Annotated in this window: 9 protein-coding genes and 1 tRNA gene; 2 read left to right on the top strand and 8 right to left on the bottom strand. The window is 70.6% G+C overall.

Annotated features, from left to right (window positions below):
• Positions 1-111 precede the first annotated feature (111 nt).
• Positions 112-474: a peptidase inhibitor family I36 protein gene (locus OG782_RS19620; protein WP_406452707.1), complete on the bottom strand. Its 363-nt coding sequence runs from the start codon at positions 472-474 to the stop codon at positions 112-114.
• A 614-nt stretch (positions 475-1088) separates the two neighbouring features.
• On the opposite strand from OG782_RS19620, the gene OG782_RS19615 reads away from it, so the two are divergent.
• On the top strand, positions 1089-2783 hold the full coding sequence (locus OG782_RS19615; RefSeq protein ID WP_406452705.1) for an alpha/beta fold hydrolase: 1695 nt from the start codon (positions 1089-1091) through the stop codon (positions 2781-2783).
• Positions 2784-3163: 380 nt separating this feature from the next.
• Positions 3164-3721, top strand: coding sequence for a flavoprotein (locus OG782_RS19610; RefSeq protein WP_406452703.1), 558 nt, complete (start codon positions 3164-3166; stop codon positions 3719-3721).
• 202 nt (positions 3722-3923) lie between these two features.
• Here the strand turns inward: OG782_RS19610 and OG782_RS19605 are convergent.
• The 7 genes from OG782_RS19605 to OG782_RS19575 form a co-directional block, all read right to left on the bottom strand.
• Positions 3924-3997 (bottom strand) — tRNA-Lys (locus OG782_RS19605).
• Positions 3998-4087: 90 nt separating this feature from the next.
• Complete coding sequence (locus tag OG782_RS19600; protein ID WP_406452701.1) at positions 4088-5761, bottom strand: amino acid permease; 1674 nt, start codon at positions 5759-5761, stop codon at positions 4088-4090.
• A 71-nt stretch (positions 5762-5832) separates the two neighbouring features.
• Positions 5833-7971 (bottom strand): FG-GAP repeat domain-containing protein, encoded by a 2139-nt coding sequence (locus OG782_RS19595; protein WP_406452699.1) that lies wholly within the window; start codon positions 7969-7971, stop codon positions 5833-5835.
• A gap of 59 nt (positions 7972-8030) precedes the next feature.
• On the bottom strand, positions 8031-11231 hold the full coding sequence (locus OG782_RS19590; protein WP_406452697.1) for an FG-GAP-like repeat-containing protein: 3201 nt from the start codon (positions 11229-11231) through the stop codon (positions 8031-8033).
• A 229-nt stretch (positions 11232-11460) separates the two neighbouring features.
• Positions 11461-13758: a DEAD/DEAH box helicase gene (locus OG782_RS19585; RefSeq protein WP_406452695.1), complete on the bottom strand. Its 2298-nt coding sequence runs from the start codon at positions 13756-13758 to the stop codon at positions 11461-11463.
• 240 nt (positions 13759-13998) lie between these two features.
• Positions 13999-14568, bottom strand: a complete 570-nt coding sequence (locus tag OG782_RS19580; RefSeq protein WP_406452693.1) for a hypothetical protein — start codon at positions 14566-14568, stop codon at positions 13999-14001.
• 175 nt (positions 14569-14743) lie between these two features.
• Complete coding sequence (locus OG782_RS19575; protein ID WP_406452691.1) at positions 14744-15094, bottom strand: metallopeptidase family protein; 351 nt, start codon at positions 15092-15094, stop codon at positions 14744-14746.
• Between the last annotated feature and the right edge of the window lie 217 nt (positions 15095-15311).

The following is a 15311-nucleotide window of genomic DNA, read 5'->3' as shown; positions in this document are numbered from 1 at the left end:
ACCCCGGGCTCCGGCCGTCGTTGACGGGGACGGCCCGAAACGCACAGGCCGGCGCATCCTCGCGCGCCGCCCCGCCCGCCCCGCAAAGGGCAGGACGGGGCGGACCGTCACTTACTTCCAGTAGCCGTAGCTGTCACCCAGGTCCGCGTTGACTTCGCCGGAGGGGACCTTCTTGCTGTAGCCGTTGCAGATCCAGCTCTGGCTGACGGTCCAGTCCTGGTCGTCCCGGTTCACGATCGACCGCACGGTGCCCGAGGGAACGCTGTCGCAGGAATGGATCTGCGGATTCTGATACGCCTCCATCGTCCCGCCGAAGTTGGCCTCCGGCCAGAAACACACCCACCCCGCGTAACAGTCATCGGGCCCGCTGGCGACGACCGCACTGGACGCCGGCGCCGCGGCCGTCAGCGCCAGCGCCGCGGCCACCCCCGCACCCGCCACCAGGAACCGCCGTGCAGTGGAGGAGATACGCATAGAAAACCCTCTCGAGCGATGACTCCGCACAGTGCCGAATCGATCACTCTGTGCATCCCCCGTTGATCGTCGGCCACACGTACAGAATCAGCCTCTGCCAACAGACAGAACACGCCGCCCCTACTGACCAGTGGCTGTGGCCGCACCGGCCTGAGCAGCCGATCGGTTTTTGGCGCGGTCGGCGCCGAGTTTCCTGGAGCGGGAAGGCGTGGAGTCCGGCGACCTGCTGTGGGCCGCCGCGAAGGCCGGACGCAGGATGCCGGACATCAGCGGGGACCAGTGGCAGTTGACCCTGCCCCAGGACGACGAAATCCCGGCAAGGAAGCGAAGCGCTCACCAACGCCATTGGCGGACTGCTGAGTTGAGCCCGCCTGCCCGTTGAGGCGGGTGCACGAGCTCGCCAGGCGCGTTTCGGTTCGGCCGGTCGCGGGGGCCGGGGGCTGCGCGCGGCTGCTCTGGGTCAGGCTCTGGCCTGCTGTCCGCCTGGTCGCTCGCACGGCGCCCTTCATCCGTTCGAGTGGCCGGCGTGAAGCGCCTCCCCGGGGTGATCTTGGCGATGCCAGCATGTGTCCGACACTTCGTCACCATCCCTTTCAAAAAAGGTGGGTACAGCCATGTCTGTTGACGGAACCCCGGAGACGCCGTTCGAACTCGGCGCCGACGACCTCGCGAAGCTCGACGCGATCCGTGAGGCGCTGCTGGACCCCTCGCCCCGCCGGATCGGCCGTCTGGACCAGTGGGGCCTGGCGGACGAGTACGAGGTGTACGCGGAGACCGGCCAGTACTCGGAGGTCTCCCTCACGATGGCGGACGGGACGGTCCTGGACGCGTCGCTGAGTGTCCCGAGGAGCCTCGCCCCCGGACAGGTCTGCCCCACAGTCGTCCTGCCCGCCCCGCTGATCAGCATCGGGCACCGGGCCTACCTCGGCATGATCGCCCGCTGGGCGCTGGGCGGGTACGTGGTCCTGGCCTACAGCCAGCGCGGTCTGGCGCGCTCCACGGGCGAGATCCACGTTGCCGGACCGCAGGACGTCGCCGACGCCACCGAGGTGATCAACTGGCTGACCCAGCAGGACGCGGTCGACCCGGACCGGATCGGCTTCTTCGGCGCCTCCTACGGCGCCGGTACGAGCCTGCTCGCGGCCGCGAAGGACCAGCGGATCAAGGCCGTCGCGGGCGCCAGCGCCTGGGCCGACCTCTTCGCCTCCCTGTACGAGAACGGCACCCGCCACCTCGCGGCGTTCGAGGCGCTCGTCGCTCTCTTCGGCGAGGACCGGTGTTCCAAGGAGTTCCGCGAGATCATCCAGAAGATCCGTGCCAACACCATCGACGACGAGGTCAGGGAGTTCGCCGAGGCACGGTCGCCCAAGACCTACGTCAAGGCGTTCAACGACGCCACGACGCCCATCCTCATGACCACCACCTGGCACGAGACCATCTTCTCGGTGCCCGCCGTCATCGACTTCCACAGCCGTCTGACCGGGCCAAAGATGCTCCTCGTGCAGGTCGGCGACCACGGCAACGCCGAGCTTCCGGGCCTGTTCGGCCTGCCCGCCAAGCCCACGGACATGGCCTACCGCTGGATGGACCACCACCTCGGTGGCAGCGCCGGCAACGGGGCGACTCCACGGTTCGACGTCCGCTCGGAGTACATGTTCAACCCCCTCTCCGACGTCCGCCACCCCTCCTGGGCCGACTACGCCCTCCCGGCGAAGCGGTTCCACCTCGCCGACGCGGCCTCCGGGCAGAGCGACGGTCAGCTGGCCGAGGGCGCCGCGGCGGCGGGCTGGACCCGTTCGCTGAAGGCCACCGGCACGGGCACCGACATCGTCGTCGCCCCGAAGCTCATCCAGACCGGCCTGGCCGAACGCCTGGGCCGGCCCCACGTCTACAAGACGGCCGACATCGACCGGGGCCTCGCGGCGGTCTTCGCCACCGCACCGCTGGAGAAGGCCGCGCGCGTACGGGGCGATCTGGAACTGCGGGTGACGGTGAAGCCGCAGCAGGCGGACGCCATGATCGTCGCCTACCTGCTCGACCACAACCCGGCCACCGGCAGGGCGCACATCGTCACCCACGCCCCCTACACCTTCACCTCCGAGCAGGCGGGCAAGGCCACCACCGCGACCTTCCCCCTCCAGCCCGCCGACTACGTCGTGGCCAAGGGCCACCAGCTCCAGCTGGTCATCGACACCCACGACCCCCTCTTCACCGCGCCCAACACCACCACCCCGGTGTCCACCTACGACATCACCTCGCCCAAGGGCACCGAGTCCTACCTCGACGTACCCCTCCACCCCGTCGACTGACTCCGCCCCGGCCGCACCGGTGCGGCCCGCCCACACGAACGGGCCGGCCGCACCGTCACCACCCCGTACGGGGGCGGCCAGTTATCCGGCCGCCGGCGGCGGCATCACCGCGCTCGCGGCCCCGATCCTCCCCAGAACCGCCCATCAGGACCTGGTCCAGTCCCTGCCGCCTGGAACAGCCCGCGGGACTGCCGAACCGGTGCCTGATCTCCAGAGCGGGCGAGACCAAGTCGCAGGTGTACGAAGCCTCTTCCGCACCTGCGATTTCACAATGGACACCGCCCGGCCGTCCGTGAGCCGGTGGCCGACACGGCCGCCCGCGACCGCCGACGTACGCTGCCGGAACCGCACCGCTTCAGCCGTCGACCGGGAGTCCCCGCGTGAGTGATCAGCCGGACCGTCAGACCAGGAAGCCCTTCCTGTACGTCGTCGTGTGCGCCTCCGGCATCGCCGGCGACGTCGGCATCCTGATCACCGCGGCCCAGAAGGCGAACTGGGATGTGGGTGTCGTCGCCACCCCGCAGGCCCTCGTCTTCATGGACGCCGCGGCGGTCGAGACACAGACCGGCTACCCGATCCGCTCCGCCTGGCGCTCGCCCGGCGACCCACGCCCGCTGCCGCCCGCCGACGCCATCGCGGTGGCCCCGGCCACCTTCAACACGATCAACAAATGGGCTGCCGGGATCTCGGACACCCTTGCGCTGGGCATCCTGTGCGAGGCGTACGGCTTCGGCATCCCCACTGCCGTCATGCCCTACCTGAACTCGGCGCAGGCCGCCCATCCCGCATACAGCCAGAGCCTGGAACGGCTGCGCGAGATGGGCGTCCTGATCGGTTCGTACGAGCCCCACAAGCCGAAGGCCGACGGCGGGGCGGACCAGTACCGCTGGGAAGAGGCGCTGGAGCTACTCACTCCCAAGCTGTCCGCACCGGCCTGATCAGCGCCGCCGCCCTGGTACCGAGTGCGCCCGTAAGGCTTCCTGGGCTTCCTCCGGAGCGCCTGCTGTCGGACCGCCCGCTCACGCATCGCTCACGCATCGCTCACGCAAGAGGCCGGAAACGACGAAGCGCCCCGACCGGCCGAAGCCGATCGAGGCGCTAAGTTGCAGGTCAAAGGGGGTTAACCCTCCCCGCATCGCGTAGGCCGTGTGGGACTCGAACCCACAACCAACGGATTAAAAGTCCGCTGCTCTGACCAATTGAGCTAACGGCCCTCGGCGAATCACCCCCGAGCATAGCCCGCCGCGGCCCGGCCGCCGATCGGGTATCGGTTGCCGGGCCCTGTCGGGGTGGAGGAGGCCCGCTCAGCGAGGTGTATTGCGGGCGGTCGTGCGCTTGTGATCCGGATTGAGGAACCAGTGGCGGGCCGAGGCCAGCCACCAGGTGGCGGCGAAACCCAGGACCGCAAGGACGGCGATCGGGGCGTAGTTGAAGGTCTCCCAGGTGACGGGCGAGACCTGGGGCAGCATGAAGAGCACCGTGATGACCGCCACCCAGACCACCGCCACGATGCCGATCGGGCGGGACCAGCGGCCCAGGTGCCAGGGGCCGCGCCGGAAGTCGTCGCCGCGCAGGAGGCGGAGCAGGGTGGGGATGACGTAGGCGATGTAGAGGCCGATCACCGCGATGGAGGTGACGGCCGCGTACGCGGTGTTGTTGATCAGGTACGGGAGGCCCAGGACCAGGGCGCCGCCGGCCGCCAGCCAGACCGCCGCCACGGGGGTGCGGGTGCGGGGGCTGACCGTGTGCCAGACACGGGAGTACGGGAGGGCGCCGTCCCGGGAGAACGCGTAGATCATCCGGCTGTTGGCGGTCACGGACGCCATGCCGCAGAAGAGCTGGGCGCCGATCACCACGAGGAGCAGGAGTTTGCCCGTGGTGGCGCCCAGGGCGTCGAGGAGGATCTGGGCGGGCGGGGCGCCGGTCTTGGAGGCCCGGGCCCCGTCGTACGACTGGATGGCGAAGGTGAAGCCGAGGAGGAGGACGAAGCCGGCGATCCAGGAGGTCCAGATGGACTGGACGATGCCGCGCGGTCCGGCGGTCGCCGCGTCGTGCGTCTCCTCCGTCATATGGGCGGAGGCGTCGTAGCCGGTGAAGGTGTACTGGGCCATCAGCAGCCCGATCATCACCACGTAGAAGCCGCTCCCCCAGCCCGTGTGGTTCACGAACTCCGTGAAGACGAACGACGTGGACTGGTGGGAGTCCGGTACGAAGGTCAGCGCGCCGACGATGACCGCGACGCCGAGCACATGCCACCAGACGCTGACGCCGTTGAGGATCGCGACGATCCGCACGCCGAAGGTGTTCAGCAGGCCGTGCAGGAGCAGGATCGCGGCGAAGAGGAGGATCGTGCGGCCGGGCGTGACCTTGAAGTCGAACTGGAGGTTCAGATACGCCCCCAGGAACGACGCCGCCCCGAAGTCGATCCCGGCGGTCACGGCGACCTGCCCGAGCACGTTGAACCAGCCCGTGAACCAGGCCCACGCCGCCGCCGAGCGGGGCGGGGCCAGGCGGTGGGCCCAGAAGTACAGCCCCGCGGATGTCGGGTACGCCGAACAGATCTCGGCCATCGCCAGACCGACGAACAGCGTCATCAGACCGACGCCGACCCAGCCCCAGGTGATCAGGACCGGGCCGCCGGTGTTCATGCCGAACAGGTAGAGCGTCAGGCAGCCGGAGAGCACCGAGATGATCGTGAACGAGACCGCGTAGTTGGAGAAGGCCGACATCCGGCGGGCGAGGACCTGCGTGTAGCCGAGCTCCGCCAGCCGCGCCTCGTCGGAACCGGTGGCGGGACCGGCGTCGGGACCCGCGTCGGGACCGGCGTCAGGACCGATCGCTCCGTCCGACGGTGCGGACGGTGCCGGGACGCGGGGCTGGGCCGACGGGACGCCGGGCGGATCCGATGCGCCGACGGCATCCGACGGGTCGGGCCGGTCCGGTGAACCGGACGGGGCACCAAGGGAGTTGTTTGTCATGCCCCCAGCGATTCCCTCGCCGGGGGCACGACATGCACCGATTGCCGCCCGCACAGGCGGCCGTCACTTCCTCAGTAGATCCCCTTGTACGTCTGCCACCCGGTGGCGATCTGCGTCCGGGCCCCGAACGACCCCTTGCCGTCGCCGTTGTTGCGGAACAGCTTGCCCGCCGAGTCGCGTACGACGATGTCGTTCCTGCCGTCACCGCTCAGATCGCCGACGCCCACCATCGAGTTGTACGAACGCCCCCAGTCCGTGAACACCTTCACGCGCGGTGCGAAGCTGCCGTTGCCCAGGCCGTTGTAGCGCCACAGACCGCCACTGCGGTCGTGCCCGAGCAGATCGGGCACACCGTCGCCGGTGATGTCGCCGACGCCGGTGATCTGCGCGTACGCCTTCCAGTTGGTGAAGATCCTGGCCTTCGGCGCGAACTTCCCGCCGGTCACGCCCGCGTAGAAGTACATGTCGCCGGTGAACGTGTGACGGGCCACGAGGTCGGGCCGGCCGTCCCCGTTCAGATCACCGGGAGAGGTCAGCACGTCGTACTGCTGCCAGCCCGTACCGATCGTGGTGTGACTGCTGCCCGGCGTGTACCCCGAATTCCCGCAGTGGCCGCTGTACTTGCGCAGCTCGCCGCCCGGCATCCGTACGAGCAGTTCGGAGCAGCGGTCGCTGCCGGTGTCCGCGAACGGGACGGCGAGCGTGCCGGCCGGCCAGCCGGAGCCGGACTTCTTGCCCGAGAAGGTGCCGGGGGTCTGCCCGAACTGGATGGTCAGACCGCCGGAGGAGTTGAGGGTGACCAGGTCGCCGATGCTGTACCGGCCCTGGTCGTGGAAGCCGGCCTGGCCGCCGTCCATCGCGATGGTCCCGCTGGTGGTGTACGCCCCCGAGCCGTCCTCGGAGGCCGCCTTCAGGGTCCAGGTGTGCCGGCCGTTGCCCGTGTATCCGCCCGCGTCCGTCCGGCCGTCCCATGCGACGTCAGCCTCGGTGCCGGAGGCGCCGCTCCTGAGCGTGCGTACGGTACGGCCGGTCCAGTCCTTGACGGTGTACGTCCAGGTGACGGGCTTGTTGAACTGCCAGGTGCTGAGCCACGCCTCCGGGCCGTTCACACCCTTGGGGTCCATGTAGTCCACGCTGATATCGGAAGCGATCTTCGCGAGGGGCTGTGCGGGCACACCGCTGGGCACGATGTGGAGGGACTGCGCGGCATCGACGTAGACAATGTCCCCGCCGAACTTGTCCACCGACCAGGTCAGCCGTCGCTGGTCGGCGGTCTGCCCGGCGGGCAGGTCGGCCACCGCACGGGGAGCGGCGGCCTTGCCCGTGTGGAAGTCGCTCAGCAGCAGCTTCCCCGCGGTCCGGTCGTGCCTGACGAGGTACCCGTCGCCGACGAGGGCGGGCCCGGACGGCACGGTGAACGACTTCTTCGCCGTACGGTCGTACACCCCGGCCGCGCCGGACGTCCCGCAGTTCCAGTAGACCCAGCGTCCGACCGCGCGCACCTCCTTGATCACGCAGGGGGCGCCGGTGGCGAGCGTCCCGACGACCTTCCGCGTGGCCAGATCGGTGGTGCTGAGCGCGCCGGTGGCGGAGGTCGCCGCCCAGAGTGTGGTGCCCCAGAGGGAGGCGGCGGTGGGCTTGCGGACGACGGGGTCGGCGTTGCCCCGGTAGCTCGGGTGGACACCGGCCTGCTGTTCGGCCGGTGAGCCGCCGTCGACCACCCATGAACGGCCGGCCAGATCCACGATCTTCGCGGTGCCCTCCGGGTAGTGGGTGCCCCCGAAGTGCGAGCTTCCCGACGTCCAGTACTGCACGCTCTCCTGTCCTGCGTCGTCGCCGTCGACGAATACGACGCCATAGCTCCCGTTGCCCGCGCCGACCAGCTCCACGCAGTCACCGATGTCGCAGGGCACCCGCCTGAGATGGGCGTCATTGGCGAACGTTCCGGCGTACGACCGGCCCTCGCGCGCGCCCACGGTCGTGCCGTCGGCGGAGACCTGCCTCGCGTAGACCCACTGATCGCCCGAGGCGCCGGTCTCCACGGTCATCAGCCGGCCGCCGGCGAAATCGAGGCCGTGTACGCCGGTGGTCGCCACCGTCGCCGGAACCGGCGCCGGCGCGGCCCCGGCCGGTACGGCGGCCGACGCGAGAACGGTCGCTCCCACCACGGACCCCACCAGTGCCGCACGGCCACGAATGAACGCGGTCAAGTAAGTCCCCTCCCGGGTGACGGATCGAATGGAACGCGCATGCACCAGCCAAGCCGCCATCAGAAGAGCCCGTTGTACATCTGCCAGCCGCCCCCGACCTTCGTCCGGGCCGCCAGGCCGCCCTTGCCGTCGCCCCGGTAGCTCCACAGCACTCCGGACGTGTCCCGCGCCAGCAGGTCCGCCCGGCCGTCGCCGTTCAGATCCCCGGCACCGACCAGCGAGTTGTACATGGTCCAGCCGTAGCCGGTCTTGACCCGGGTGCCGAGCGTTCCCTTGCCGGTGGCGGGGTAGCGCCACACCACACCGGAACCGTCCCGGGCCAGCAGATCGCCCTTGCCGTCGCCGTTCAGATCGCCCATACCGGCGAGGAGGTACTTCTGCCAGCCCGTACCGATCTTCACGCGCGGCTCGAAGAAGCCGTTGCCCTTGCTCCTGTAGAGATACAGGGACCCCGTCGAGGTCTCACGCGCCAGCAGGTCCGCCCGTCCGTCGCCGGTCATGTCGCCGGGCGAGGTCAGCGCGTTGAACATGTTCCAGCCCGTACCGATCTTCGTGTACGGGGTGCTGGGCTTCAGCGCGGCGCCGCAGGCGGGCTTGTACGTACGCAGCTCGCCGGACTTCATCCGCACCAGCACGTCGTTGCAGCGGTCGCCGCTGACGTCCTCGAACGGCACGGAGGCCGTCACGGTGTTGGCCCCCGTCCAGCCGGAGCCCGACACCTTCGTCTCGACCCGGCCGGCCCCCGTACCCGTACCGGCCCGCCAGTCGGCCACCCCGGCCGGCGTGAACGCCAGCAGGTCGCCGAAGCCGTCGTTGCCGACGAAGTCCCGTGCCGCGGCGGCTGCGCCGGAGAGCTTCACGGTGCCCGAGCCGGTGAAGGCCGCACCCTGGCCGTCGGCGGGCTTCGCGGTCAGGGTCCAGGTGTAGGCGCCGTTGGCGACCGGTCGCCCGGCCGCGTCCTTGCCGTCCCACGCGGCCGTCACCAGCCCCCGCGCCTCACCACCGGTGAGCGTGCGGGCCGTGACTCCGGACGCCTTGTTCTTCAGCGTCAACTGCCAGGAGGCGGCGGGCTTCGACAGCCACCAGGTACCCGCCCACTTCGGATCGGCCGCACCGAGATCGAGCGAGCCCCCGGGCGCCTTCGCGTCGATCACCGAAAGGGACGGGGCCGGGACACCCGTGGGCACGATGCGGACCCGCCGGTCGTCCCCGGTGTACGCGACATGTCCGCCGAAGCGGTCAACGGTCCAGCCGGAGCGGCGCACCGTGCCCTTGCCCAGTTCGGCCGCGCTCACCAGGGGCCGCTGGGGCAGATCGATGTACGTACCGCCGGCCGGCAGCCCGTTGTGCAGGTCGAAGAGGGTGAGTCCGGCAGCCTCCGTGTACGTGACGAAGTAGCCGTCGGCGAGGAGGACCTCGGCGTCCGGCGCCGTCATGGAACGCCCGGTCTGCCGGTCGTAGACGCCCGCGCCCTTGGGCCAGTTGTCCCGGCACGCCCAGTACACCCAGCGCCCCGCGGCCTGCAGTTCGGTGGGAACACACTTGTTGGACGTGGTGAAGGAGGCGCCCGCCGTGCCCGTCGGCAGTGTCTTCGAGGACACCGTGGGCGAGTCGGGGAGACCGGTCCACAGGGTGTTGCCCCACAGTGCCGCCGCGCCCTGCGGCCGGCTCTCCAGCACCTTGCCGGAATCGTCGCCCTGGAACTCGCTGATCTTCTGGGTGCCGCCCGAGGCCTCGTTCACCACACCGAACCGGCCGGAGAGATCGACGAGTTGCGGGGTCATCAGGCCGGTGGTGAGTCTCGGCCCCCAGTCCGCCGCCCCGTTCCGGAAGAGCATGGTCTGGCCCTGTTCGGTGCCTGCCCTGCGACCGTGGAACCCGTCGCCGCTCGCGAACATCCTGAGGCAGTAGTCCCCGTCCGTCCAGCCGCAGTCCGCGTCCCGCCCGCTGGTGAGACCGTCCACCGTCGTCCGGATCTCCTCGGGACGGCCGGAGGTGCTGAGCCATGTACTGCGGTAGCCGCCGATGTACGTGCCCGGCATGAAGAGGTTCGAGTCGTCCGCCGTCGTGAGGACGCCGCTGCCGAGGGAGATGCCTGCGGGCTGGGCGGGCATGTCCTCGATGTCCGCGATGCGTTCGCGCTTCACCGTGCCGTCGGCTGTTTCCGTGAACCGGTAGTAACCCCACTTGAGCGGGCCCCGGTCGGTCGGGGCCTCGGCTCCGGCGACCAGGAGGGAGCCGTCCGGCGCCCAGGAGAGGTTGTCGTGTGCGACGGCCAGCAGTACCTCGGGCGCCTCGCCGTCGCCGGAGTACCGCAGCAGGTTCCGCCCGCGGTACTCGTTGTCCCCGGCGTTGAGGGAGCCGACCCCCACGAGCGAGTTCCCGAGCATCCGGAACGTCGTGTCGTACGGAAGGTCCCTGAGGTCCAGCTCCCGGGGCGCGGCCGTCAGGTCGTCGCGGTCGTACACCTTGCCGGCGTACGAGCCCACCTCCATCAGGGTGTTCCTGCTGAGGGTCACCTGATCGGCATGCGCGTCCAGGACATCGATCTTCCCGGTGGCGAGGTCGACGAGCCACCAGCCGTTCGTCATGGTGCTGTCCTCCCAGAGGATGCCCCGGACGACGACCGAGCGGGAATCGCCCTCGGAGATCGTCAGGTTCCACCCTTCGGGAAGGCCCTCCAGCCGCTGGTCCTCGACGCCGCCGCCCTTCGCCCGCAGCAGATGGAGACTCGTCTCGGCGCGCTCGGTGCCCGTGCGGGTGACGACGGTCGTGCCGTACGTCCCGACGTACGTCTGCCCCTCCGGGATCGCGACGGTGGTGGCCGGTCCCTCGCCCGCGCGCTGCCGCAGCGTGACGTGCGGGCTCGGGCTCTGCGCATGGACCGCCACGGTGTCGGACCCGCGGCCGTAGCCGTCGGGCCAGGCGCCACGGTGGCGGCCTTCCTCGGGGTCGTACTCGAGCGGCTTCGGAAGCCGCTCGGGCAGAACCGTGGCCGCACCGGAGGCGTAGTCGATCCAGCGCAGGCGGTCGTCGCCCTCCTGCGCCGTCAGGAAGCCGGTCTCACCGGCGTTCAGCACACTCGTGGCGCGGGGCACGAAACGTGCTCCCGGGCTCACGACGACGGTCTCGGCGGACGTGTCGGCGACAGCCGTCCCCGTGGTGATCGCGCCCGTCCCGGCGGTGATCGCCAAGGTGACCAGAAGGGCGATGCGGCCGGACGCGCGCCGGCGTCTCCACCCGCTGGAAGCGTGGGTCACTGTGAAGGTCCCTCCCCAGGAACACGGCACGGGGAGAGGCCGGCAGAGAACCTGCGGCCTTCACGGTGCGGCGGCTGCCGCTCGCACCCCACCCCCATGCAAGTGGGCCGACTTTAACAGCATCTCCACAGTAAAGAACAGGGAAAATCGAACCCGTTCAAAACAAATCAGGGCCCGCACACCACCGAGGTGGTGTGCGGGCCCTGATCAGCAGTCAGGCTACGGACGGTCAGCCGTTGCGCTTCCAGCGCGGCTTGTCGTCACGGCGGCCGAAGGAGCCGGTGCTCGTACCGGTACCCGTGGAGCGGTGGTCGTCACGACGGCCGGTCGGGCGGTCGCCGCCGCCGGAGCGGAAGCCACCGGCCGGACGGTCGTCACGACGGTCGCGGTTGAACGGGCGGTCGCCGCCGCCGGAGCGGAAGCCACCGGCCGGACGGTCGTCACGACGTTCGCGGTTGAACGACGGACGGTCGTTGTCACGGTTGAACGACGGGCGGTCGTTGTCACGACGCTCGAAAGAACGGCCGCCACGGTCGCCGCCGCGGTCGTCACGGCGGTCGCCGCCACCGGAGCGGAAGCCGCCCGAGGGACGCTCGTCACGACGGTCGCGGTTGAACGACGGACGGTCGTTGTCACGACGCTCGAAAGAACGGCCGCCACGGTCGCCGCCGCGGTCGTCACGGCGGTCGTCACGGCGGTCGCCGCCACCGGAGCGGAAGCCGCCACCGACCGGACGGTCCTCACGACGGTCGTTGCTGCCGCGGAACGACGGACGGTCGCTGCTGCCGCGGTAGCCGTTGCTGCCGGCCGGACGGCCGCTGCGCTCGCCGACACGGTCGTTGCTGCCGCGGTATCCACCGCGGTCGCCGCCACGGTCGTCACGACGGCCGTAGTTGCCGCGCTCGTCACGACGCTCCTCGCGCACGGCCGGCTGCTCCGGCACGGAGGTGGCGGCCAGCAGAGCGGCCTCCGCCTCGGCGGTGACCTCGGCCACCGCTGCCTCGGGGTCGTCGCCCCGCTCGCGTGCGGCGCGGGCGACCAGACGGCCGGCCTCCTCGCGCAGCTCCACGGCACGGCGCTGGACGCGCTCCAGCTGCTTGGTCAGGTCGGCGGCCTCGCGCTCGGCCTGCTTGGCGGCGTTGTTCGCGGAGTCGGCCTGGACCTCGGTGAGCGAACGGGCGCCGGTGATCTCGGCGACCTCCGGCTCGAAGACACCCGCGCCCTGGACGATGTGACGCGAGGCGTCGACGCCCGCGTCCTCCATCAGGCGGAAGATCTGGCGGCGCTGGTGCGGAAGCGCCAGCGAGACCACGACACCGGACTTGCCGGCACGCGCGGTACGGCCCGAGCGGTGCAGGTAGTCCTTGTGGTCACCGGCCGGGTCCACGTTCAGGACCAGGTCGATGCCGTCGACGTGGATACCGCGGGCGGCGACGTCGGTCGCGACGAGCGCGTTGACGTAGCCCTTCTTGAAGTCCTCGAGGACGCGGGTACGGGCGCCCTGGGTCATGCCGCCGTGCAGCGCGTCCGCCTTGACGCCCGCCTCGACGAGCTGCTCGGCGATACGGTCCGCGCCCAGCTGGGTGCGGACGAAGATGATCGTGCGGCCCTTGCGGGCGGCGATCGCCGAGGTGACCGGCGCCTTGTCCTTCGGCTTCACGACGAGGACGTGGTGCGACATGGTCGAGACGTTGCCCTGGGCGGAGTCGACCTCGTGGGTGACCGGGTTGCTCAGGTAGCGCTTGACCAGCGTGCCGATCTCGTTCTCCATGGTGGCGGAGAAGAGCATGCGCTGGCCGCCGCCGGGGATCTGGTCGAGCAGCTCGGTGACCTCGGGCAGGAAGCCCAGGTCGGACATCTGGTCGGCCTCGTCGAGGACGGCGACCTGGACGTTCTCCAGGGAGCAGGCGCCCCGGTTGATGATGTCGCGCAGCCGGCCCGGGGTGGCGACGAGGACGTCGACACCGCGCTCCAGCGCGTAGATCTGGTTGCCCATCGACGTACCGCCGCAGACGACCTTCATCTTCAGGCCGAGCACGTCGCCGTACGGCTGAAGCGCGTCCGCGACCTGCATCGCGAGCTCACGCGTCGGGGTGAGGATGATCGCGCGGGGCTTCTTCTTCTCGGTGTGCCCACCGGCCAGCGAGGCCAGGGTCGGCAGACCGAAGGAGAGGGTCTTGCCGGAGCCGGTACGGCCGCGGCCCAGGATGTCCTTGCCGGCCAGGGCGTCCGGGATGGTCGCCGCCTGGATCGGGAAGGGCGAGGTCACACCGTTCTGCGCGAGCTTGCGGACGATGCCCTCGGGCAGGCCCAGGTCGGCGAAGGTGATGCCCGGCTCGGCGTCCGCCTCGTCGGCGGAGTCGGTGTCGGAGTCGGCCTGCTCGGCCAGGGGTGCGTCGACCTCGTCGGTGGACTGCGCGCCGGCCTGCTCGGCCAGGGGTGCGTCCGCCTCGACGGCGTCGGCGGAGTTGGCCACGAAGGCCTCTGCGACCTCGATGAGCTCGTCGTTCTCGACGTTCTCGGACATGACGGTGTGGTCAGAACTGGAAATTGACATGCGAAATGCGAAACCTTCCGGAGTCTCGGCACGCGCCCGTAACTCCGTGATTCGCAATTTCGACCGCCTCAATGCGGTCCAGCCACGGCAAGGGAGAGTACGCGCCACACGGCGCTCTTCTGTGTCGGCGCCGGGCAATGGGATCAAACGATCTACTACCATACGCACTCTCACCCACATTGCGCAAACCGACTCCTTCCGACCGCCCCCTCAAGCCGGTCCCACCTGCGGTGATGCCTCCGGAGTCCGCATCGCCCCCGGCCCGTCCGGCGGGCCCATCGCGTTGTTACGGAGCTGAGCGGCCGGCGAGGCCGACGGCACCGGCGGCTCCTGGGAGGGCTCCGGATCGGGCTCCGGCGGGACCGACGGCTGCGGGGTCGCCGATGTGCCGGGGCCCGGGTCGGACGGAGCCGGCGGTTCCGGCTGCTGGGGCACCCCCGGCCCGGCCGGCGAGAGCGCCGGGGCCGGCTGGTGACCGCCCTGGCCAGGAGCCCGGCCGCCGGACGCCGCCGGGCTTCCCGAGGGACCGGCGGAGGGGCTCGGGTCGCCGGACTGGCCGGTCTTGCCCCCTGAGTGCGCCCCGGCGTCGCCCCCGGTGCGGGCCCGGCCGGTGCCGGCCACCGTGGAACCGTCCGGCTCGGCCATCGCCCCCTTGGACGCGGCGGGCCGCGAGGGAGCCGGTTTCCCGCCGTCGGCGCCGATACTCATGCAGCCGGTGGACGTGGCGATCGTCACAACGGTGACGGCCGCCCAGCGGACGGGGACGGGCAACTGGCGCACGAGGGCACCTCCGGGGGTGCGGAGAAGGACGAGGCGGTACGGAACCGAGCCCGGCCAGGACCTTCGGCACGCTGCGGACTCGGGGAGCGCTGTGCCCAACTCCCACCGCCCCGTCGGGGACACGCCCGCCGGGCCGTCCCGCACACCTCGTTCACACCTCGGCGGGTGCGGGACGTCACCCGTAACCCAGCGCGTGCAGCCTCTCGTCGTCGATACCGAAGTGGTGGGCGATCTCGTGGACGACCGTGATCTCCGTTTCGGCCACGACGTCCTCGCGCGACTCGCACATCCGCAGCGTCGGCCCCCGGTAGATGGTGATCCGGTCCGGCAGGACGCCCGCGTACCACTCACCGCGCTCGGTCAGAGGTGTGCCCTCGTAGAGCCCGAGCAGTTCCGGATCATCGGTCTCCGGTTCGTCCTCGACGAACACCGCGACGTTGTCCATCAGCCGGGTGAGCTCCGGCGGGATCCGGTCCAGTGCCTCGCCGACCAGTTCCTCGAACGCTTCCCGCGTCATCTCCAGCACCCCGCCATTGTCACGTACGGCCGCCGGATGCGCCCCGAAGTGCCCGAAGGCGCACACCCGGGACCGCCGGCCGCCGGCAGTCCGGCGACGGCCGAGGTCAGCCGCCGTCCACCGGCGGAGAACCGGCGGAGAACCGGCGGGGAACCGGCCCTCCCGAGCCCGCCCCGGCCTCCTCCACACCCTCCCCGTAAACCGTTTTGGCGATAGCCGCCGCCAT

The sequence above is a fragment of the Streptomyces sp. NBC_00876 genome (assembly GCF_045207435.1).
Classification (GTDB): Bacteria; Actinomycetota; Actinomycetes; order Streptomycetales; family Streptomycetaceae; genus Streptomyces.
Note: the sequence above shows the minus strand (reverse complement) of the source record. Positions and strands in the feature narration are given on the sequence as shown.